The organism is Shewanella sp. SM71, assembly GCF_025653905.1.
Lineage (GTDB): Bacteria > Pseudomonadota > Gammaproteobacteria > Enterobacterales > Shewanellaceae > Shewanella > Shewanella oncorhynchi.
In genome coordinates, this window is sequence record NZ_JAKKRW010000007.1 from 94,158 (window position 1) to 114,343 (window position 20,186).

General features: G+C 43.5%; 14 protein-coding genes, 1 other RNA gene and 1 pseudogene. 9 read left to right on the plus strand and 7 right to left on the minus strand.

Annotation, left to right across the window (positions count from 1 at the left end; all coding sequences use genetic code 11):
- Positions 1 to 85: 85 nt before the first annotated feature.
- The 5 genes from L5L97_RS08730 (at position 86) to ffs (ending at position 5,244) form a co-directional block, all read left to right on the plus strand.
- Positions 86 to 1,546: a YcjX family protein gene (locus tag L5L97_RS08730; RefSeq protein WP_263144435.1), complete on the plus strand. Its 1,461-nt coding sequence runs from the start codon at positions 86 to 88 to the stop codon at positions 1,544 to 1,546.
- A complete protein-coding gene (locus tag L5L97_RS08735) occupies positions 1,543 to 2,763 on the plus strand; it encodes a YcjF family protein (protein WP_263181119.1) in 1,221 nt (406 codons plus the stop codon). The genes L5L97_RS08730 and L5L97_RS08735 overlap by 4 nt, the downstream gene beginning before the upstream one ends.
- Positions 2,764 to 3,104: 341 nt before the next feature.
- A complete protein-coding gene (gene megL / locus L5L97_RS08740; RefSeq protein WP_263181118.1) occupies positions 3,105 to 4,298 on the plus strand; it encodes a methionine gamma-lyase in 1,194 nt (397 codons plus the stop codon).
- A gap of 226 nt (positions 4,299 to 4,524) precedes the next feature.
- Positions 4,525 to 4,887, plus strand: coding sequence for a ComEA family DNA-binding protein (locus tag L5L97_RS08745; protein WP_263138186.1), 363 nt, complete (start codon positions 4,525 to 4,527; stop codon positions 4,885 to 4,887).
- 259 nt (positions 4,888 to 5,146) lie between these two features.
- Positions 5,147 to 5,244, plus strand: an RNA gene (ffs, locus tag L5L97_RS08750) — signal recognition particle sRNA small type.
- A 218-nt stretch (positions 5,245 to 5,462) separates the two neighbouring features.
- Here the strand turns inward: ffs and L5L97_RS08755 are convergent.
- The 6 genes from L5L97_RS08755 to dinG are packed head-to-tail and all read right to left on the minus strand — an operon-like array spanning position 5,463 to position 10,938.
- A complete protein-coding gene (locus L5L97_RS08755; RefSeq protein ID WP_028760452.1) occupies positions 5,463 to 5,753 on the minus strand; it encodes a late competence development ComFB family protein in 291 nt (96 codons plus the stop codon).
- A 33-nt stretch (positions 5,754 to 5,786) separates the two neighbouring features.
- Positions 5,787 to 6,695, minus strand: a complete 909-nt coding sequence (locus L5L97_RS08760; protein ID WP_263181117.1) for a histone deacetylase — start codon at positions 6,693 to 6,695, stop codon at positions 5,787 to 5,789.
- Between the two features lie 29 nt (positions 6,696 to 6,724).
- Positions 6,725 to 7,414 (minus strand): DUF2057 domain-containing protein, encoded by a 690-nt coding sequence (locus tag L5L97_RS08765; protein WP_263181115.1) that lies wholly within the window; start codon positions 7,412 to 7,414, stop codon positions 6,725 to 6,727.
- A 9-nt stretch (positions 7,415 to 7,423) separates the two neighbouring features.
- A complete protein-coding gene (locus L5L97_RS08770; RefSeq protein WP_206765984.1) occupies positions 7,424 to 8,092 on the minus strand; it encodes a primosomal replication protein in 669 nt (222 codons plus the stop codon).
- The gene (locus L5L97_RS08775; RefSeq protein WP_113938843.1) at positions 8,083 to 8,856 is read right to left on the minus strand and encodes a sulfite exporter TauE/SafE family protein; all 774 of its coding nucleotides are present in this window, start codon (positions 8,854 to 8,856) and stop codon (positions 8,083 to 8,085) included. The genes L5L97_RS08770 and L5L97_RS08775 overlap by 10 nt, the downstream gene beginning before the upstream one ends.
- A gap of 9 nt (positions 8,857 to 8,865) precedes the next feature.
- On the minus strand, positions 8,866 to 10,938 hold the full coding sequence (dinG, locus tag L5L97_RS08780; protein WP_263181113.1) for an ATP-dependent DNA helicase DinG: 2,073 nt from the start codon (positions 10,936 to 10,938) through the stop codon (positions 8,866 to 8,868).
- Positions 10,939 to 11,075: 137 nt separating this feature from the next.
- Here dinG and L5L97_RS08785 point away from each other — a divergent pair, with 137 nt between their 5' ends.
- The 4 genes from L5L97_RS08785 to L5L97_RS08800 all read left to right on the plus strand — a co-directional run bounded on the left by L5L97_RS08785 (position 11,076) and on the right by L5L97_RS08800 (position 19,240).
- On the plus strand, positions 11,076 to 13,505 hold the full coding sequence (locus L5L97_RS08785) for a DNA polymerase II (protein ID WP_263181112.1): 2,430 nt from the start codon (positions 11,076 to 11,078) through the stop codon (positions 13,503 to 13,505).
- Positions 13,506 to 13,727: 222 nt separating this feature from the next.
- Positions 13,728 to 14,927, plus strand: coding sequence for a porin (locus L5L97_RS08790; RefSeq protein WP_263181111.1), 1,200 nt, complete (start codon positions 13,728 to 13,730; stop codon positions 14,925 to 14,927).
- Between the two features lie 435 nt (positions 14,928 to 15,362).
- Positions 15,363 to 17,993 carry a TonB-dependent receptor plug domain-containing protein gene (locus tag L5L97_RS08795; RefSeq protein WP_168823670.1) on the plus strand — a complete coding sequence of 877 codons (2,631 nt, stop codon included), beginning with the start codon at positions 15,363 to 15,365 and terminating at the stop codon, positions 17,991 to 17,993.
- 290 nt (positions 17,994 to 18,283) lie between these two features.
- Positions 18,284 to 19,240 carry a class I SAM-dependent methyltransferase gene (locus L5L97_RS08800; protein ID WP_263181110.1) on the plus strand — a complete coding sequence of 319 codons (957 nt, stop codon included), beginning with the start codon at positions 18,284 to 18,286 and terminating at the stop codon, positions 19,238 to 19,240.
- A 323-nt stretch (positions 19,241 to 19,563) separates the two neighbouring features.
- Here the strand turns inward: L5L97_RS08800 and L5L97_RS08805 are convergent.
- Positions 19,564 to 20,185, minus strand: a pseudogene (locus L5L97_RS08805) (IS5/IS1182 family transposase); the annotation flags it as partial.
- Position 20,186 lies beyond the last annotated feature (1 nt).

Here is a 20,186-nt window from a genome sequence, read left to right on the forward strand (position 1 = left end):
TTGTTGCTTAATCTCTGCTCCATTCCAGTGTATAGTCAACATCACTTGACATAAGTTAACATCATTCGACATAAGGGAAGTCTCTATGGGAATGCTTGATGCCTCGCTCCATAAATTAACCCAAAAGGGCCAATCCCTGCTACATCGCACCGCAGACCGGCATTTACGTTTGGCCGTGACTGGGCTTTCTGGTGCGGGAAAAACCGCATTTATCACGGGGTTAGTCAATCAGTTACTCAATTCTGGACCTGTCTCAACCTTACCCCACGCCCGCAACAACAGCGCTTTGCCACTGTGGCAGGTGAGCCGCGATCAGCGTTTGCTCGGTGTTAAGCGTGCCATGCAGCCGGATCTTGAAATCGCCAGTTTTGATTATCAAGGCGCCATGTTAGCGCTCACTTCCGAACCTGCGACCTGGCCAGCCTCTACCCGTACTATTTCTGAGTTACGATTGGCGATTAAGTACCAACCTAAGAAGGGCTTACTGGCCAAGTTTTCTGATACCGCCACCTTGTATTTGGACATAGTCGATTATCCTGGCGAATGGTTACTCGATTTACCTATGTTGCGCCAAGACTTCGTTACTTGGTGCCGTGCTCAACAAGTTCGCATCGAGAATCTTAAAAGCTCTCCCTTGTATGCCGAGTTTGAGCAATCTTTGACATCATTGGATTTAGCCGCGAACGCCGATGAACAGCAATTAAAGCAAATTGCCGATCAATATCAGCTATTACTCAATGATTTAGTGCACGTGCAAGGTTATTACCAAGCGCAACCTGGGCGCATGTTATTGCCAGGTGAATGGCAGGGTGCTCCCTTATTGGCTTTTTTCCCCCTGTTATTGGTTAATGATGAAAAGTTTGCTGAGCTTTCGCAAAGCGATAAACACAGTGGATTCCATGTACTGGAAAAACGCTATCAAGAATACGTGGCTAAAGTGGTTAAGCCTTTCTATAAAAACCACTTTGCCGGTTTTGATCGGCAGTTAGTACTCGTTGACTGTTTTAGTGCGTTGAATCGCGGTAAAAAGCAATTTGAGGATATGGGCGCGGCGCTCAATGCCATTATGGAAAGCTTTCAGTTTGGCCAATCGAGTTATTTACGGCGTTTATTTGCCCCCCGCATCGACCGTTTATTGTTTGCCGCGAGCAAGGTTGACCATGTGACTCGCGATCAGCAGAGCCATGTTTTGTCCCTGCTGACCGATATGTTGAAACACAGCCAGCATTTTGCCAGTTTCGATGGTTGTAAAGTGGAGACGATGGCGATTAGCGCCATTAAAGCGACTCGCCATGGCATGGTAACGACCCAAGAGGGCGAGGTGGAAGTCGTGCAGGGGATGGGACTCAACGGTAAAGCCCTGACCTTGTTTCCAGGCGAAGTGCCCACTCGCTTACCTGAGCCCGATTTTTGGCGTGAACAAGGGTTTAACTTTGTCGGCTTTGCACCGCCGAGCAATGCCAATGTTGACCCATCTCAAGTGCACTTTGACCATATTCGTCTCGATCATTTGCTGCAGTACTTACTGGGAGATAAGTTGGAATGACGCTAAAGCTATCGGATAACGCTAACGAGCAGGCTTCTAATTCTTCTGCGAACTCATTTGCACACTCAGTTGAACATAAGCCGCTGAAAAAGCAGCAGCTGTTTGACCCAGAAGTCGTGGAGCTCAAACCCAGCAAAGAGGAGCTCAAAGGGGCGAAAGCCTTTGATCCGCATACGCCAGTGCAAGAAGTGGCTGCTGATATTGAGGAATTGATGGATGAAACGCTGTCATCCCATCCAAAAATGATCGATGCTAAATCGGTATCGCCTCAACTTGTAAAATCACGCCGTTGGTCTTGGCTCGCTCGTCTGGCAGTAGCGAGTTTATTGCTGCTCGTAGTAGTTCAAACAGGATTAGGACTGAGGGATGCTTGGCTTGAGAGCCCTTGGTTGTTCAGTTTTTATGGTGTGGTGCTTGGGGTTGTCAGTGCGTGGGCATTGGCGGGCGCAGTCAGTGAATACCGTAAGCTCAAGCGACTCAAACAGGTCGCCGATACTCAAGAAACAGGTGCAAGGCTAGCGCAGAGCATGCAAATGGGTGAAGCAGACAGCTTTATCGATAATATCGTTTGCCACTATGAAGACAGCCAAGGTTTGCAGCAATTTCGCCGTTCATTAAAAGATGAACATAATGATGCCGAGAAAGTCTTGTTATTCGAGGACTTAGTCCTAACGGAGCGAGATGAATTGGCCAAAAAAGTCGTGCGACGCTATGCGGCTGAGTCGGCAGTGTTACTGGCGGCGAGTCCGTTAGCTGTGCTCGATATGGCGATTATCCTCTGGCGTAATCAACGTATGCTGCGCGATGTCGCCCGCTGTTATGGCATTGAACTGGGTTACTGGAGCCGAATTAAACTTATCCGCAGCATTATTATTAATATCATCTACGCGGGCACCACTGAGTTAGTTACCGATTTAGGAACACAGCTGTTATCGGTTGAAATGACAGGTAAATTGTCTGCTCGCTTGGCCCAAGGTTTAGGCGGCGGTATGCTAACGGCGCGTCTTGGATATCAAGCCATGGCGCTGTGTCGGCCGATTGTGTTTAGAGAAGATCAAAGGCCTAAATTGTCTAAAGTGCATCAGGAATTGTTGATCGAACTTAAGCAGTTTTCAGGCAAGCTGTTTACCAAAGAAGGTCGCGACGCATTAAAAGGCCAATTCGCCGATGTTGATGATAGGGTATCGCGGTCATCTAAAGATAAGTCTAAAGAGTAGATGCTATTGAATATCATATGATTAAACGATTCAAATAGCCGAAAGTAGATGCGCTAATGGACTTGTTCCTTAGCGCATTTTTTATGATTCTTGCAGATAAAGAGAATGACTAAGTGCGACGTAAAAGTGCTATGTAACAAGTTAATTACACTTTTGAACGCTGCTATTTTTGCCATGCTACTGGCTTAAGTGCTTGGCCGCGTTATGGTAGGGCTTATTCGATAGGGCTAATGTTTCATTAACTTATCTATTAGATTATCCATAATGCGGGCATTGAGCGCTCCACACCAACAATCAATCAAGAACGGGAACTGCTCAATGCCAATGACAAGGAGCTAGGTATGCAAGATGAGTCAGGCAAGATGTGGAAGGCGGCGACACAGGTTATTCATGGCGGCCATGAGCGAGAGGCCTTTGGTGCCTTAGTGACGCCGCTTTACCAAAGTGCGACTTTTGTGTTTGAGTCTGCACAGCAAGGTGGTGAGCGATTTGCGGGTAATGAGCAGGGGTATATTTACACGCGCTTAGGGAATCCGACAACTGCCGAGCTTGAACGTAAAATGGCGATTTTAGAAGGGGCAGAGGCCGCAGCAGTAACTGCTTCTGGTATGGGCGCAGTATCCGCCGCATTGCTGGCTAATTTGCAGATGGGCGATCACTTAGTGGCGTCGAATGCCGTATACGGTTGTACTTATGCGCTAATGACGACTCAGTTTGCTCGCTTTGGTATTGAAGTGTCCCTAGTGGACTTTTCATCGGAAGCAGAAATAGAAGCGGCGATTAAATCCAATACTAAGGTCATTTTCTGTGAAACCCCTGTCAATCCGCATTTGCAGGTATTTGATTTAGCGGCAATTGCGAATATTGCTAAACGTCATCAGTTGGTCAGTATTGTCGACAATACCTTCATGACGCCATTACTGCAGAGGCCGCTGGATTTTGGTATTGATTTGGTGGTCCACAGTGCGACTAAATATCTGAATGGCCATGGCGATGTGATTGCGGGGATAGTGTGTGGCAGTGAAGAACAGCTCCATAAAGTAAAGTATGAAATTTTAAAGGATATTGGCGCTGTGATATCGCCACATGATGCTTGGCTGATCTTACGCGGCCTTAAAACCTTAGATGTGCGTTTGCAGCGCCATTGCGATAGTGCCCAGCGCGTGGCAGAGTTTTTGGCGGAACATCCAAGCATTACACGTGTGTATTACCCCGGGCTTAAATCTCATCAAGGGCATAAATTCATTGGCCAGCAGATGAAACGTGCTGGTGGTGTTATCGCGTTTGAACTGGCGGCAAATTTAGAAGAAGCCATGGCCTTTGTCGGATATCTAAAGTTGTTCTCAATTGCGGTGAGTCTAGGTGATGCTGAATCCCTGATCCAACATCCTGCATCGATGACGCATTCACCTTATACGCCAGAGGCAAGAGCGGCGGCTGGCATTGGTGATAACCTGCTGCGGATCTCTATTGGTTTAGAGGATTGTGACGACATCATCGCCGACTTGAACCAAGCGCTAGCTCGATTAGCTTAATGAATGTTGTTATTTTAAAGACCGTTAGCTATTTGAATGATAAAAGGATGCTTTTTGCATCTTTTTATCATAGTCAAGCACTGGCTCATTGAGCCGAAGACAGAAGTTTAGCGATAGTGAATATTTATGACGCCGATTTGGTATTTCGGGACAGCTTAGACTATTTTTGATTTGAGGCCACGGAAGTAGGACGAAAGGCCGCAAATCATGGAATAGAGGAATTGTTATGAAAACCACAAATCGTATACCTGCTTTTATGAGTGCCATAGCATTAACGGCTTTTTTGGCAAGCCCAGCAATCGCAACAGAAACCCCAACCAAGGCCGCCGTGAAAGTAGAGGCTAAAACTGAAGCGGGTGAAATGGCATCGGATGTGAAGAAAGCTATGCCAGATGCCGCTCAAGTCAACATCAATACCGCTTCAGCCGAGCAGTTACTCGTACTCAAAGGGATTGGTGCCGCAAAGGCTCAAGCGATTGTCGACTATCGCACTAAAAATGGTAAGTTCAATGCCATAGATGACTTAGCGAATGTCTCTGGTGTTGGGGCTAAGATAATTGAGCAAAATCGCCATTTGATCAAGTTGTAACCACCTTTGGCGATGATTGCGCTGTAGCCTACTGATTTTTATGATAAGAGATTCAGTAAAACATATATAAAAGTCTGCATTTGCAGGCTTTTATCATTTCAATCACTCCATTTGCTTATAGATTGTGCAGTTAGGTGGGATATTAAGAGATCTTATCGATTAGCGCTTGATCCCATAGGGGCCATGGGGGATAATCCTTCGCGTTCAAGCAATGCTTTGGTTTATGTCATTCAAAGTAATGTTCGAAGTTATGGTGACCCTAGGGTCCCCCCGCAATGATAACTTGTGAACTCGGCCAGGCCCGGAAGGGAGCAACCGCAGCAAGCGACTCGTGTGCCGGGGTGTCGGCTCTAGGGGAACCTCCAATTCAACAGTCCCTCTGCTTATTTCCGTTGTACTTCTCTATATCTACTCAATTTATATTATTCAATATTTTAGCTTACAGGCTATTTCCGTTTTCTGCCGTTAATCATTTATAGCGTTAATATTTCTGCACAATGAGATAATCCATTACCTGCCTCTGTTCTTGCCACTGCAACGGCTAAAAATGCTCTCAATAGTAACTCTTAGCAAGATTAGCGATTTGCTTCGGCTTCTTCCTGTAATCTTTTTTGCAGATTTTGTTTAAGAAAGGCGCGGGACTTTTCGAGTGCGGTTTGGATCTCACGCTTTAATTCCTGCAGCTCGTTATAGTCTTCAAAGAAGTAAGTATCGACGAGGTGGCGTATGTAGCGCACAGGCAGTTGATTTAAGGTAACGCAACATAAGTCGGCGAGATAGTCCTCAGGAAGTTCGTCCATAAGTCCTTCATCTGACAATATTTCCATTAAAAGAACTTCGTAGTAATTACGGATTTCGAGTTGCATTGTTATGCTCCATGACGGTTTTCATTGAGTTTGCTACCACAAATGATTTGCCGCAATAAAAAGTTGGCAGTGTCTTTGGCTTAATTGTAGTGCGTCTCTGCTGTAGCCGCCGCCTATCACGGCTGCAATTGGAATATTTTCCGATTTTGCCATTGATAACACAGTTAAATCCCGTCTGAACAGTCCTTCTTGGCTGATATTGAGCAAGCCAAGATCGTCATTTTGATGAATATCGACCCCAGCATCATAAAGAATCAGATCTGGTTGATGGATTCGGATAAGGAGGGCGAGTGTTTGCTCCACGGTTTCGAGATACAGATTGTCATCGCTGCCTTTGGTTAGCTCAATATCATAGTGGGAATGCTGCTTACGATTCGGGAAATTCTCTTTGCAGTGAATCGAGCAACTGATGATCCCTTGATGTTGGTGGCTGAGGGTTGCACTGCCGTCACCTTGATGCACATCGCAATCAAAAATCAGTACCTTGTGTACTTGATGGCTTGCGATGGCATTTCTGGCCGCGAGGATAAGGTCGTTGAAAATACAATAGCCGCTGCCAAAATCGTAATGGGCGTGATGGTAGCCACCCGTGAGATGCAGGGCAATACCCTGATTTATGGCTAATGAAGCTGTGAGTGTGGTGCCAGCCACAGAATGCAAGGTACGCTCAACTAAGGCTTCACTCCACGGGAAACCAATCCGTCTTAGCGCTGCTGTTGGCAAGGTACCCGCGATAAATTGCCCTACATATTCGCGTTGATGCACTTGCATTACATCTTCTGCAGTCATGGCCGTTGGTGCGTGGAATTGTGCAGTCGTGGCAATGTGGTTATCGAGTAAGTACTGCCGTAAATGTGCGTATTTAGTGGTGGGAAATCTGTGATGGGGAGGAAGCGCCAGCTTGGAATAGCTGGCGTGATAAACCAGTGGGATCAGAGTCAATATTGACTAAACCTCGTTATCGCAAGTTGTTATAGCTGTGAAATTGCCCAGCTCATAAATTCTTTACGGGTTTTTTCATCCGCTTGTAGCCACCAGTATTGCAACATTTGTTGTGGGTTGGCTCCTGCTGCTTTAGAGGTGTCTACGGGGGCCGTGAGTGATGTTGCGTTAACGGTCGCCGATGCTGTCACGGGTGCTGGTGCAACGGCAACCACTGCGCCAGCTGCACCGGTTGCTGCAGCGGCAGTTCCCGATACGTCAACGGCTTGATTACCACTGAAAAGGCGAGAGACGAAGCTTTCTTCTTCTAAATTGGTATTCACCACTTGGTAATTGACGTTGCCTTTGTCACTACGGGTTAATTTGATTTGTGGGTTTTGCGCGTAAACTTTAGGCTTTTTAACGACTTCACCTTCGGCCGCTTGCAGATAATATTGATGGTCGCCATCAACATCTAAAGTAACGATGAAAGGTGCTGACTTAACAAAGGTTTGGCTGTCACTAAAATTATCCTCTACCATTTCATGGTAACGAATGGCGATTTTGTGAGTGCCGGGGGCCAATTCTAAGCTGCTTTTATGGTTAAATACGCTCGACTCGACTTTTTTACCATCAAGAGCAAGGTACTCAAATGACATAGGAATGTTCAGATCTGCAGCGAAGGCTGAGGCAGATCCGAGTAATACTAGCAGGCTGCTAATTGGCAAAAGTGATTTCATTGTTACTCCTTAACGGTTATTACTCTGATACGGGCGTTCGAATATTTGAATGCGATCTTCTATATAACTAATAGCTTGCCTGCATTTCCCTAGACGACGATGCATCAAAAGGATGTCATTTTGCAATTTTATTTTGTCAGCACTATGACAGTTTTCAAGTTTTGATTCCATTTCTTCAATTTTTTGTTCAAATTTTTTCGCCCAATTAAGATGTTTGTTCAATTCTTCGTAGATCTCATGACTATTTTGCATCACGTTATTGGCGATCCAATCGAAACCACTTGCTTGGTGAGACTGATTCTGGCGCTGTGCAAAACGGGCACGGCTACTGGCACGCTGCTGAGTTTTAGACTTAATGTCAATAGAAGTGGTCAGCAAGGCTCGTTTGACTGCGGTGAATCTATCTTGGATCCGCTCACAGCTCAGGGCAATGGTCTGGGGGGCGAGTTTAAGCTTAATTTGTTTTTCGAGCTGCATAATACTGCTACGAATTTGTTCAATACAGGGGCCGAGTTGGGCGCCGTGTTGGACAAACAGCGAGTGATTAAAACGCTCCGTTTCTTGCAGGAGTTTACGCTGCGGCGGCGCGAGTCGATTATCGTGTTGCAGCACTTCTTGTTCTAAGGCTTTAAGCTGATTTTTCAGCATCACCATTAATTGTTGGGTGTTCACAACCATGCGCTCCATGCCAAATTCGCTGCAATCATTAGCACGATCAAAATAAACAGTGGGCGGATAAAGGGCATGCCAAATTTAATCGCACAGCGGGCACCGATAAATGAGCCTAACATCATGCACAATCCCATCCACAAACCTATTTGCCACTGTACCTGCCCAAGCCAGCCAAAGATAGTCAATGCGGTCAAGTTGCTGGTGAAGGTCATCGCACGGGCGAGGCCGCAACTGTGCAGTAAAGGCAGTTTATACAAAGAGCCAGATGTGACGGTCCAAAATGCGCCAATGCCTGGGCCTGCAAAACCATCATAAGTGCCTAAAGCCAGCCCCTGTAGCCATTGTTGCTTGGCTGGTGGCTTGCTGGTTGGTGCTTGGCAGTTAACGTCTGACATCGCATTGGGGCTGACTAAACTGTAAATGGCGATGCCAATAATCAGCAAGGGTAGGACTTTTTCGAGCCATTGAGTATCGACTAAATAGACTAAGAAACTGCCCAATACCGCGCCGATAAAGGTGGCGATAAAAGCCATGTACCAAAATGAGGGTTTAAAGAGGTGCTTGCGATAATAGGTCCAAGCCGCCATAAAAGAGCCAAAGCTTGCGGCTAACTTATTGGTGCCTAATACGGTATGCGGTGCAATACCTAAGGTTAACAGTGCGGGGATCGACAAGAGGCCACCGCCACCCACGACGGCATCAATGAATCCAGCGATAAGACCTATGACTGCCAACAGGGCCCAATGACTGGGCTCGAGTAACAACTCCAAATTTTAATCCTACTCTATAACACGTCTAAAGGGCGGTAAGGCATCCAGTAAGGACTTACCATAGCGTTTAGTGACTAACCGCCTATCTAAAATAGTCACTCGGCCATAATCTTGCTCTTTACGCAGTAATCTACCACAACTTTGAATAAGCTTACGTGAAGCATCTGGGATCGTCAGTTGTAAGAAGGGATTACCGCCTTTGACTTTGACATATTCTGCATGCGCTTGCTCAACGGGCGAGGTTGGTACGGCAAAGGGCAGTTTAGTGACGATCAAGTTAGTCAGATAATCGCCGGGCAAGTCGAGACCTTCAGAGAAACTGCCGGTGCCGAACAAGATACTTGGTTCGCCCTTATCGCATTTAGCTTTATGATTTTCTAACAATTGTTGCCGTGGCGCATTGCCTTGGATAAGTAGCTCAGTGGTGAGTTTACCTTCAAGTAATTCAACCACTTTTTCCATCTGCCAGTAGGAGGCGAATAGCACTAAGGTTGCCATTTCGCCTTCAATAAGGGTGATGATTTGTTCGGCAAGTTCAGCCGTATAGGCATCATCCGTCGGCTCAGTGCGCATTTTGGGTAAATAAAGTGTCGCATTATTGGGGTAATCGAAGGGCGATTGTAAGGCTAAATAACGACTGCCATCGTTGAGTGACAAACCTACTTGATGCACGAAATGGTCGAAGTTATTGAGTGCGCGCAGTGTGGCACTACATAAAACCACGCCCGCGGCCTTTTGCCACAGCATGGATTCCAGCATAAAGCCGACTTCGATAGGTGAAGCGCTAAACAGATAATCCACTTGTTTACCTGTGATGAGTTCGACCCAGCGCGCCATAGGTGCACCTTTATGCTTATCTTCCTTGGCCATCATCCTCCACAATTTCTGCAGGTTTTCGAGCCTTTGCAGCATAAATCCGGTTTCGGCCAATAGTGCTTCGGATTGATGTTTAGGAATATCGCCATCTTTAATCGCCTCGGCCAGCAGTGACAGCATTTTATTAAACTGTTTGAGGGCAAGATTAGAGGTCACAGCAAGGTTTTCAGCCAGAATGAGTAATGAGTCCGGCAGTTTACCGTGCTCAAAACGCAGACGGTTTTCAGGATTAGCAAAGTGTTTGGTTTGGGTATCGCAGTAGTGGGCCACTTGATTGAGCTGGCTGATAAGATCGCCTAAATGATCTTGCATCGCCTGCGCGGGGGCAATTATATTGTTGTTCTTTATTTGGTTTTGTAACTTAGCGCAGGTTTTACCAATTTTTTCGAGCCAGTCGCATGCGCCCCTCAGCGTGGCCTGTGCACTGGAGAAATCCCGCGCCACAATCGGTAAGTGATGTGCCTCATCGATAACATAAAACACGTCTTCGGGATCGGGCAAAATCACGCCGCCACCTAGCTCTAAATCGGCGAATAACAAGCTGTGGTTGGCGATGAGCACGTCCCAAGTATCGACATCTTCGCGGGCTTTATGGAACGGGCAATTTCTGTGGCTGGCGACTTGGCGATGACAGCTGTGTTTGTCGCAGGCGATTTGTTGCCACAGGTGATCGGGCAGCGGCACGGCTAAGGTGTCGATTTCGCCGTTCCAGCGACCTTCGTTATAGTCTTTTAACAGGCCGTGCATCATAGCCACTTGGCTATTGTCTGGTTTAGTTTGCCACATGGCCATTTGTGTACTGTTGTCGTCACCGATGAGCATCGCCAGTTTCGATAGACATACATAACGTTGTCGACCTTTAACTAAGCCAAAGCGGAAATTTAAGCCGGATTGCTCAAGGAAGAAGGGCAAGTCTTTATGCAGTAATTGCTCCTGCAAAGCGACGGTTGCGGTAGCTATACAGACCTTTTTCTTGCTCGCTAATGCCAGTGGAATGGTACCGAGGATGTAAGACAATGATTTACCGATCCCAGTGCCTGCTTCGACCACTATGATGCGCCTATCTTTATCATAGTCGCCGGCGAGGGTCTTAGAGATTTCCGCCACCATATAGTTTTGTTCGCGGCGCGGCCTAAAATTAGGCAAGGCGGTAGCAATATCCTTATAGATGGCGCGGATCTGGGTTTTTACATTGTCAGGTAACATGCGTCACTACTTTATCGAATTAATGCTGTACATAATAACAGTGATTGCATAGCCTAAGAAACTTTTCTGCCATTTGGCGGCATTTTAATTGAGGAACCATCTAAATTGACTAGCTATGCGATTTGGGAACCCATGCGATGAAGTCAGAGGCTACCGCGGCCGTTAGTGTACAAGGTCGAGTCTTAACACGCCATGCGATTCATCGTCATGGGAGTTTAGTGTTGCAGTATTATCTGGCTACCGCCCAAGGCCCTGTGCTGGTGGAAGTGCAAGGCACTGAACACATTTGTTTTTGTCATCAAACTGATGTCACGGCTTTGCAGTTGCAAACGCCGGGTCAAGCATTGCGGTTTGTACCGTTAGCGCTCAAAAGCTTTAAAGGCGGCGCAGTCAGTGGTGTTTATGCTAAATCGAGCAACAGCTTACGTACCTTACAGCGCATCGCTAAAGATGCCGACATCCCCTTATTTGAAGCCGACATTCGCCCTGAACAGCGTTATTTAATCGAGCGGTTTGTGGCACTTGATGTGGCGTTTTTAGGACATTTCTCTGCGCCGACTAGCGACAGTCTTGAGGCTAACTCGCTGCCCGTGTTTATCGCCGAGCGGGCTAAGAGTATTGCCCCTTTAACGGGTGTACATTTGCGCTGTATCTCACTGGATTTTGAATGTAGCTTTGAGGGTTTACTCTATTCGGTTGCACTATATGGTCAAGACAGTGGCCGAGACGGTGAGCAAGATAGCCTCAAGCAGACTTATGAAAAAGTGATTATGGTGGGTGAGGCTGAATCAAACTCTCCCGAATATATTGAATGGGTGGCCGATGAGGCTGCACTCATTCATCGATTAATCGCGTGGTTCCATGAGTTTGATCCTGACTTTATTATCGGTTGGTCAGTGGTGAGTTTCGATCTCGCGCTATTGTCACGCCGTGCATTATTACATCGTATTCCGCTCACCATTGGCCGCGGCGGTGCCAAGCTCGATTGGAAAGTTGATAATAAGTTTCGCCCAGAAACCTTAGTTTTACCGGGCCGTGTGGTACTCGATGGTATCGATTGGCTTAAAGCTGCTTTTTATCACTTTGAGCGGTTCTCGTTGGAATTTGTGTCGCGGCAACTATTAGGTGAAGGCAAGGCCATTCATAACGTCGATAATCGCGTTGAAGAAATTGACCAGCTGTTTAAGACCGATAAACAAGCATTAGCCCATTACAATCTTACCGATAGCCGCCTAGTGTGGGATATTTTTACTCACACTCAATTGTGGGATTTTGCCCTCGCGCGTGCCGAACTGACAGGTTTAGAACTGGGACGGGTAGGGGCTTCGGTGGCGGCGTTTAATCATTTGTATTTACCGCATCTACATCGAGCCGGTTACGTCGCACCCGATGCTCCTGCGAGTGATGGGATCGAAAGCCCCGGTGGCTATGTGATGGATTCTGTACCGGGACTTTATAAGCACATCTTAGTGTTCGATTTTAAAAGTCTGTATCCCTCCATTATTCGTACCTTTTTGATTGACCCTAAGGGATTAATTGAAGGTTTGCGATTGCCCGAGTCTGACTGTGTTGCGGGGTTTCTCGGTGGGCGTTTCAGTCGGCAACAGCCCATTTTACCTAAGCTTATCCAAACATTATCTGAGCAGCGCGAAAAGGCCAAACGTGAGCACAATGCGCCTTTATCCCAAGCGATAAAAATTATCATGAACTCGTTGTATGGGGTTTTAGGTTCTCAAGGTTGTGTTTTCCACGATGCAAAGTTAGCAAGTTCGATCACTATGCGTGGCCATCAAATCATGAAACAAACCCGCGCATGGATAGAAGAGATGGGCTATCAAGTGATTTACGGCGATACGGATTCGACCTTTGTCTGGCTTGGCAGCGAGCCTGATCTCTCAGACATTAACGCCTTAGGTAACACTCTGGCGCGGGAAATTAATGCTAAGTGGCAGGCTAAGATCGGTGAAGATCATCAAGTTGAGAGTTTTCTCGAGTTACAGTTTGAACGCCACTATGAGCAGTTTTTTATGCCGACCTTAAGAGGGTCGTTAGAAGGCAGTAAAAAACGTTATGTTGGCGCGTGGCGTAATGCGAGCGATGAACTTGAGCTTACTTTTAAAGGTATGGAGCAAGTGCGCAGTGATTGGAGCCCTTTAGCGCGCAAAGTTCAAGAGTCACTCTATGAACGGATGTTTAACCAAAGGGATATCAGTGTTTATTTGGCCAGTGTGTTTGAAAAGCTGCTTGATGGCGAGTTGGATGATGATTTGGTATTTCGCAAACGTATGCGACGCAATATTGAAGATTACACGGCTAAATCTTCTCCTCATGTTAAAGTCGCTCAACAATTATGCGACTTAACAGGAGATGCCTCTTTTGGCAAGCGTGGGGCGCAGATTGATTATCAGATTACTGTAAATGGACCGGAATCCTTACTGTACAGAACGTCACCAATTGATTACCAATACTACATTGATAAGCAAATTGGCCCTATTGCCGAGCCTGTTTTTTCGATAATGAAACTAAACTACATGGATATTGCGTCAAAGCAGTTACTGTTAATATAGTGTTTTTAATGTTCTTTATGTGTTGCTCAGGGTGGCGAATGTAGCGTTTTAACCTGTTTTATAGAGGTTAACTGGTTTGTTTTTGTGATGTTAATCGACATATTCTTTAGGTTTAGCTTTGAGGGAATATTGAAAGTTTGCTACCCTTTAAGAGGAAATTGTAAGGAAATATAACAACGGAATGACGTTGACAGAACATAAACAAAAAAGGTTAAGCACCAAATGAACAAGACGTTAGTAGCAACTGCGCTTGCAGCAATTTTTTTAGTTCCATCAGTCTCAGCTATCGAGATCTATAAAGATAATAAAAATGCCGTAGAAATCGGTGGTTTTATTGATGCACGCGTGATCAACACTCAAGGGGAAACAGAGGTTGTTAACGGCGCATCTCGCATTAATTTTGGTTTTAATCGTGAGTTGACTGACGGTTGGAAAGCATTAGCGAAATTGGAATGGGGTGTGAATCCTGTTGGTAGTAGCGACATTGTCTATAACAATCGCTTCGAATCTGTTCAAGAAGAGTTCTTTTATAACCGTTTAGGTTACGCTGGTCTGTCCCATGACACTTATGGAACACTGACTATTGGTAAGCAGTGGGGCGCTTGGTACGATGTCGTTTACAACACTAACTACGGTTTTGTGTGGGACGGTAACACTGCAGGTGTTTACACTTATAATAAAGATGATGGCGCGGTAAACGGTGTTGGTCGTGGTGATAAAACAGTTCAATATCGCAATGCATTTGGCGATGTAAGCTTTGCAGTTCAAGCACAGTTGAAAAACAGCAGCTTCTATACTTGTGATTCAGAAGATATTACTCAACAAGCTTGTGAAGAGTTATGGAACAGCGGTGATCGTACAGCTCAACAAGTAGAATATAATTATACTTATGGTGGCGCGCTGACCTATAAAGCTACTGATATGCTGACCTTTACTGCGGGTGTTAACCGCGGTGAGTTTGATGTGAGTTTTGGTAACGGTGAACAAACCACTGCGGTTGATCTTATCTACGGTGCGGGTATCACTTGGGGTAACTTCGATAGCAATGGCTTATACGCTGCTGCAAACGTTAACAGACAAGAAAATCATGACACAGACAACATTGGTCGTTTGATCAAAGACGCCTATGGTATTGAAAGTTTAGTTTCATACAAGTTTGACAATGGATTACGCCCATTCATTTCTTACAACGTGCTTGATGCCGGTAAAGATTATGTCATCCAGCCTAACTTCAATGCCGAACCTACAGATGAATTTAAGCGTCAGTTTGTCGTTGTCGGTTTGCACTTTGTGTGGGATCCAAACACAGTGCTGTACGTAGAAGCACGTAAAGATTACAGTGATTTTTCTGGAGAACATGAGGCCAGAATGTCGCTTTCTGAATCTGACGGCGTTGCCATTGGTATCCGTTACACACTTTAAGTCCTGCCTTGTCTATTACAATAGTTTAATTGTTTAGAATTGTGCTAGTTGTAAGTGTTGCTTCAAAGCCCAAAGTGTAAAACTTTGGGCTTTTTCATTTAAAAAGGTTATTAAACTCAATAAGGTCGTGTTAAATAGCATTTTCTCTCCTTACAACCAAGCTCACGTCAATTATGACGTAAGTTGTGCTATCTCCATCCCCTAAAATAACTTTCTGTATAAATAATCATCAATCATGCATCCTCATGTATCTTTGTTAGGATGATAATGTGTTATTTGTTTGTTATTTGTTGATTTAGTGTTTTATATGTGATTTTATTGCTCTTGAAATTGACGTGTTAGCAACCAAGGTTGCGATAGAGCAATTTACGCTATCTATGCATAAATGTAGATGCAGAATATAAGAAAAACATGATTTATCAAGGGAGATAGACAATGTATAAGAACAATTTATTATCTAATTCAGTACGTTATGCTCTGCTTGGCGGCTTGGCTGCTGCGACATTAAATGCTCCAGCGGTCTTGGCTGCTGAAGATGGTGCAAAAGTTGAGCGTATTGAGGTTACCGGTTCACGCATCAAACGTAGCGATTTAGAAGGTGCTTCACCTGTAACAACCATTTCATCAGAAGATATGAAAATGGAAGGGAACCTTACTGTTGCAGATGCTTTGCGTAATAGTAATTTGAATACTTTCGGTTCTTTCTCTGAAAGATCAGGTAGTTCAGCTCAATCTCAAGCAACTATAGATTTACGTGGTGCAGGATCGGATAGAACTCTTGTTCTTATTGACGGTAAACGTTTTCCTGGTTCTCCTACTTTAGGTGGTGGTTCCGCAAATTTAAACGCAATTCCAATGGCTGCTGTTGAGCGTATTGAAATTTTAACTGATGGTGCTTCTTCTACTTATGGTTCTGATGCTATTGCTGGTGTAGTTAACATCATCATGAAGAAGAACTACCAAGGTATTGAATTCAATGTTGGAAGCGGTTCGCGTGAGGCTGATGGTGGCCAAACTAGCAAAGAATTTTCTGTGGTTGCTGGTTATCAGATGGATAAAGGTAACATAACGTTCGCTTTTGACCATCAAGACCGTAAAGGTATTTCTGATGCTGATCGTCCGTACACAGCTGCAAGTATGACAGATAATAATGGCGACGGAATCATTCAAGCATACACTGATACTATTGGTTGGAGTATCTATGGTGCGACTGTTGCGTCACCAGATTTTTCAGAAGCTCAAGCATCGCCATTATGTGATGATTTAGCCGCTCAATATGGCTCAGATGTGTTTAAGAAAGTTGCAGCAGATGATGATTGGGGCCCTGGTTCGACTTACTGTATGTATGCAAACGCTAACGTTTCGTATAATAAAGCATCAATAGATCGAAATACTGTATACGTTGATGCAAATTATGAGATTGCTGAAGACGTCGAGTGGTTTGGCAGAACAATGTTCACCCAAAACAACTCATTTGGTCGCTATGCACCACCTGCAGCAGCATGGAATAAAATGGCTGCGGATAATCCAAATAATCCATATGGTGTTGAAACAACAGGTTACTGGCGTTGGGTAGGAATTGGAACTCGTGATGGTAATGTTGATGATTATAATCAAGATTATTTAACTGGTTTGCGTGGTACTCTGCCATCATTAAACGATGCTTCTTGGGAATTTTACTATCACTATAATAAAGCTGATAATAAGAGTATTGGTGAGTACTATCTAAGTTATGCTGGCTTAGCTCACAATATAGCCAATGGTATTGATTTAGGCTCAGAGGAAGGAATTGCAAACATGAAAGCTACGACTTTAACTCAAAGTCGTGCTGAATTTCATCAGTATAATGGTGGCATAGGTTTTGATGCATTTGAACTTCCTGGCGGAGCTGTTGCACATTATTTTGGAATGGAATACTTTACTCAGGATTTCTCTGAGGTATATGACGCTCAGTCTGAAGCTGGTTTAATCGGTGGTAGTGCTGGTAACTCATCAAGTGGTGATCGTCAAGTTTTTGCTACATTCTATGAGGCTGCATTACCAATAGTTGATAGTGTTGAAGTCAACTTAGCTGCACGATACGATAAATATAGTGATTTTGGTAGTAATTTATCTCCAAAAGCATCAGTAAGATGGCAAGCATTAGATAACGTAGTAGTTAGAGCTTCTTATTCTGAAGCATTCAGAGCTCCTAGGTTAGATCAATTAAATGCGGCAGACACTTTCAGTGCTGAAAGCGGAAAAGACTACCCATTCTGTGTTTCAAATGCATCAGCTTCTTGTCCTACAAAACAGTTTGATACCTATATATCATCGAATGATAAATTGGATGCTGAAACCTCTCAATATATTAATTTTGGTATAGCTTGGGATGTAATAGAGCAATTCTCTGTTAAGTTAGATTATTTTAATTTAGATATTGACAATGCAATTGCGCAACGAAGTGTTACAAACGTTATGCGTGGCATCGCAAACGGCCAGTTGACCCCAGATAGTACGTTTTATGTTGAACGAGCACCTACTACTGATGGAACTTTAGGTAAAACACTCAAAGTTGGTACTGGTTATGCCAATGGTGATAAATTAACAATTGAAGGTATAGATCTAGGTTTAACTGGAAATATAGAAACTCAAATTGGTGAATTTTCAGTGAATTGGAATAACTCATTTGTTCTTGATTACACTTCGGAACAAATTGGTGGTGCTACTGCACAAAATACAGCTGGTTGGGAAGGTCAGCCAGATTATAAGAGTGTGGTCACTACAACTTATAAAGTTTCTGATCATACATTTGCTTGGAATATGAATTACACTGCAGGTACATATGCTAAGGATAAAGCTATTGATGCTGCAGGGCTAGTGTTGGTACCAGAGGGAGACCTTGACTCATGGTTAATTCATAATCTTAGTTATACATATAATGCTGGAGATTTTGGATCAGTCACTTTAATGGTTAATAATCTAACAGATGAAGATCCGATTCTTAATGAAGGAGCTTATGATAACGCAGACCTATATAACAACTATGGTCGTGAATATCGTGCTAGCTACACAATTAAGTTCTAAATTGATTGGGGTTTAATATAAAAGCCAGTTCTAAGAACTGGCTTTTTAATTATATAAAGCAGTTGTCTTCGAACGCGCTGAAAATAAGTTTGATTTAAAATTTATTTAATTTCAGGAGTTGCAATTTTATAATGGTGTAATTCTGGGTGCTAAAGATTAAACGTTTGGTAGTGTGAAAGAATGTAAACTCTATGTTTAATTACAATTGTTTTTAATTTTTGTCAGGGAGTAGATAAATTTTTGTTGTGCAGTTTTACCATAAGTTTCTGATAATCTTTATAGGGGGAAGAATGACGAGTCATTGGAGTGAATATTGGAAATTAGGACATGTTACATCCTTTGGTACCGACTTTAAGGAGAACTATACTGGTCAATTGAAAGATATATGGTCAAATGTTTTTAGTCAATTTTCAATGGGGTTTAAAGTACTTGATGTAGCAACAGGTAATGGGGCTTTACCACTCTTAATTCAAGATTATTTTAGTAAATTAAGTGTTGATGGAGAAGTTAAAGGGGTGGACTATGCTGATATAAATCTAGTCCCTCTTGCAAACTCACATACAAATAAAAATGTGGTTATTGAGTTGTTGGGTAATACGCCTGTAGAGTTATTACCATTTTCAGATAGTGAGTTTGACACTGTCATCTCCCAGTTTGGAATTGAGTACTCAGATATGTGTACCTCAATGCCTGAGGTTCTTAGGGTTTTGAAAGATAATGGGAAATTTCATGCTGTAATACACCATGAAAACTCAGTTATTGTTCTTTATAACAGTAAACTACTTTCTTTTTTGGAACGCCCTGAAATTGAAAGTATAATGTTTTCTTTGAATAAAATATCTCTTGATATGGGAAGGATGACTGATAGGCAAGATTTGATTAGAATAAAATCTTGCGAGAAATGTGAAAAAAGTCGTTCGGAAATAAACCGCCTGCTTTCTTCATTAGCATCTTATGATGAAAAATCACTCTGTGAAAGTGAATTTTTAAATTATATTAATGAATTTTTTAAGAATGGTTTATTTTGGTCTATCGGAAAGAAAATGGATTATCTTGCATTTGTGAATAGACAACTTGCGGTCTACAGACTGCGATTAACTGAGTTAGTAGCGGCTTCAAAGAGTATTGAGGATATGAATAGTTTTAGAGAATATTTGGAACCGCGTGGTATCAAAGAGCTTATGGTGGAAAATGTGGTTAGTAGTACGGGAGATATATTTGCATGGTACGTTTCCTTTTCAAAATGATGTTTAGAAATGCATTTTTTACATAGAGTTAAGTTGTTAATTCAGGCTTTTTATTTAAAATTCCAATTTATATGTGTGACTCGTAACCTTTATCATTAGCGATGTATTGGACGCCTTAGTACTAGAATTTTCTGTATTCTGTCAAACTTCAAGCTGGCATATGAATCAGGAGGTTTTCATCATGGATATTAAGATAGATATTATGATATTGATCTTAGTTGTACAAGTATTGCTCAGTAATATATTAGCAACATATCAGTAATGCATCTGTAACTACATGAATGTAAACGTTAGTAGAACCATGCTGGCGTAATTCTTCAAATGGCTTTCTCCACCAAATGCCCAAATAGATATAAACACCTTTCTACCTTTACTTGAGGTGTATTGTTATAGTAGCGCTTTGGATATAACTGTTTTCTCGCCTTTATTTGCGGATAATTCCGGAAAAGTATCACTTCCATAACCTTCATCGGCAAGCTCGGTATCAAACCGTTTGCTGCTTCAAGTGCCAATGAGGCTGGGTGTGATAAGTAATATTGTGCCTCTGGCCTTCTGATAATTCGACTTTAATCGGCAATTCTCCGCTATCGACTGCTATAAGTTTAATTACAGCTTCGACTTTTACTTCGGCTCTCATTGTTCTGTGTTGTTGCATCAGTTCAGTACTAATGTGCGTGGAATATCGAGCCATCGATAACGACTAATTCCGTGTTAGCAAGGCTAGTTAAGGCTTTTATAGATATGCCTGTATGCTTTTTTCTTACCATAAATGAAGTTGTCTAAAGATTGTACTCCAATGATTGAACTCTTTGGGGAAATTTTGCAAAGGAATAACTGTCGAAGGCGATAAAGAATGCCTTTGAATGTTCAGGTTTATCATAAATATAGCCTGTGCTTTCTATTACATCAATGAAATAGTTTTCCCCAGTGGGTATCAGTTAACATA

Bases quoted from the DNA above. Each gene is read 5' to 3' on its own strand.
- L5L97_RS08795 (WP_168823670.1), top strand. From the start codon at position 15,363: ATGTATAAGAACAATTTATTATCTAATTCAGTACGTTATGCTCTGCTT.
- L5L97_RS08755 (WP_028760452.1), bottom strand. From the start codon at position 5,753: ATGCAACTCGAAATCCGTAATTACTACGAAGTTCTTTTAATGGAAATA.
- L5L97_RS08765 (WP_263181115.1), bottom strand. From the start codon at position 7,414: ATGAAATCACTTTTGCCAATTAGCAGCCTGCTAGTATTACTCGGATCT.
- dinG (WP_263181113.1), bottom strand. From the start codon at position 10,938: ATGTTACCTGACAATGTAAAAACCCAGATCCGCGCCATCTATAAGGAT.
- megL (WP_263181118.1), top strand. From the start codon at position 3,105: ATGCAAGATGAGTCAGGCAAGATGTGGAAGGCGGCGACACAGGTTATT.
- L5L97_RS08790 (WP_263181111.1), top strand. From the start codon at position 13,728: ATGAACAAGACGTTAGTAGCAACTGCGCTTGCAGCAATTTTTTTAGTT.
- L5L97_RS08735 (WP_263181119.1), top strand. From the start codon at position 1,543: ATGACGCTAAAGCTATCGGATAACGCTAACGAGCAGGCTTCTAATTCT.
- L5L97_RS08770 (WP_206765984.1), bottom strand. From the start codon at position 8,092: ATGGTTGTGAACACCCAACAATTAATGGTGATGCTGAAAAATCAGCTT.
- L5L97_RS08730 (WP_263144435.1), top strand. From the start codon at position 86: ATGGGAATGCTTGATGCCTCGCTCCATAAATTAACCCAAAAGGGCCAA.
- L5L97_RS08785 (WP_263181112.1), top strand. From the start codon at position 11,076: ATGAAGTCAGAGGCTACCGCGGCCGTTAGTGTACAAGGTCGAGTCTTA.
- L5L97_RS08800 (WP_263181110.1), top strand. From the start codon at position 18,284: ATGACGAGTCATTGGAGTGAATATTGGAAATTAGGACATGTTACATCC.
- L5L97_RS08745 (WP_263138186.1), top strand. From the start codon at position 4,525: ATGAAAACCACAAATCGTATACCTGCTTTTATGAGTGCCATAGCATTA.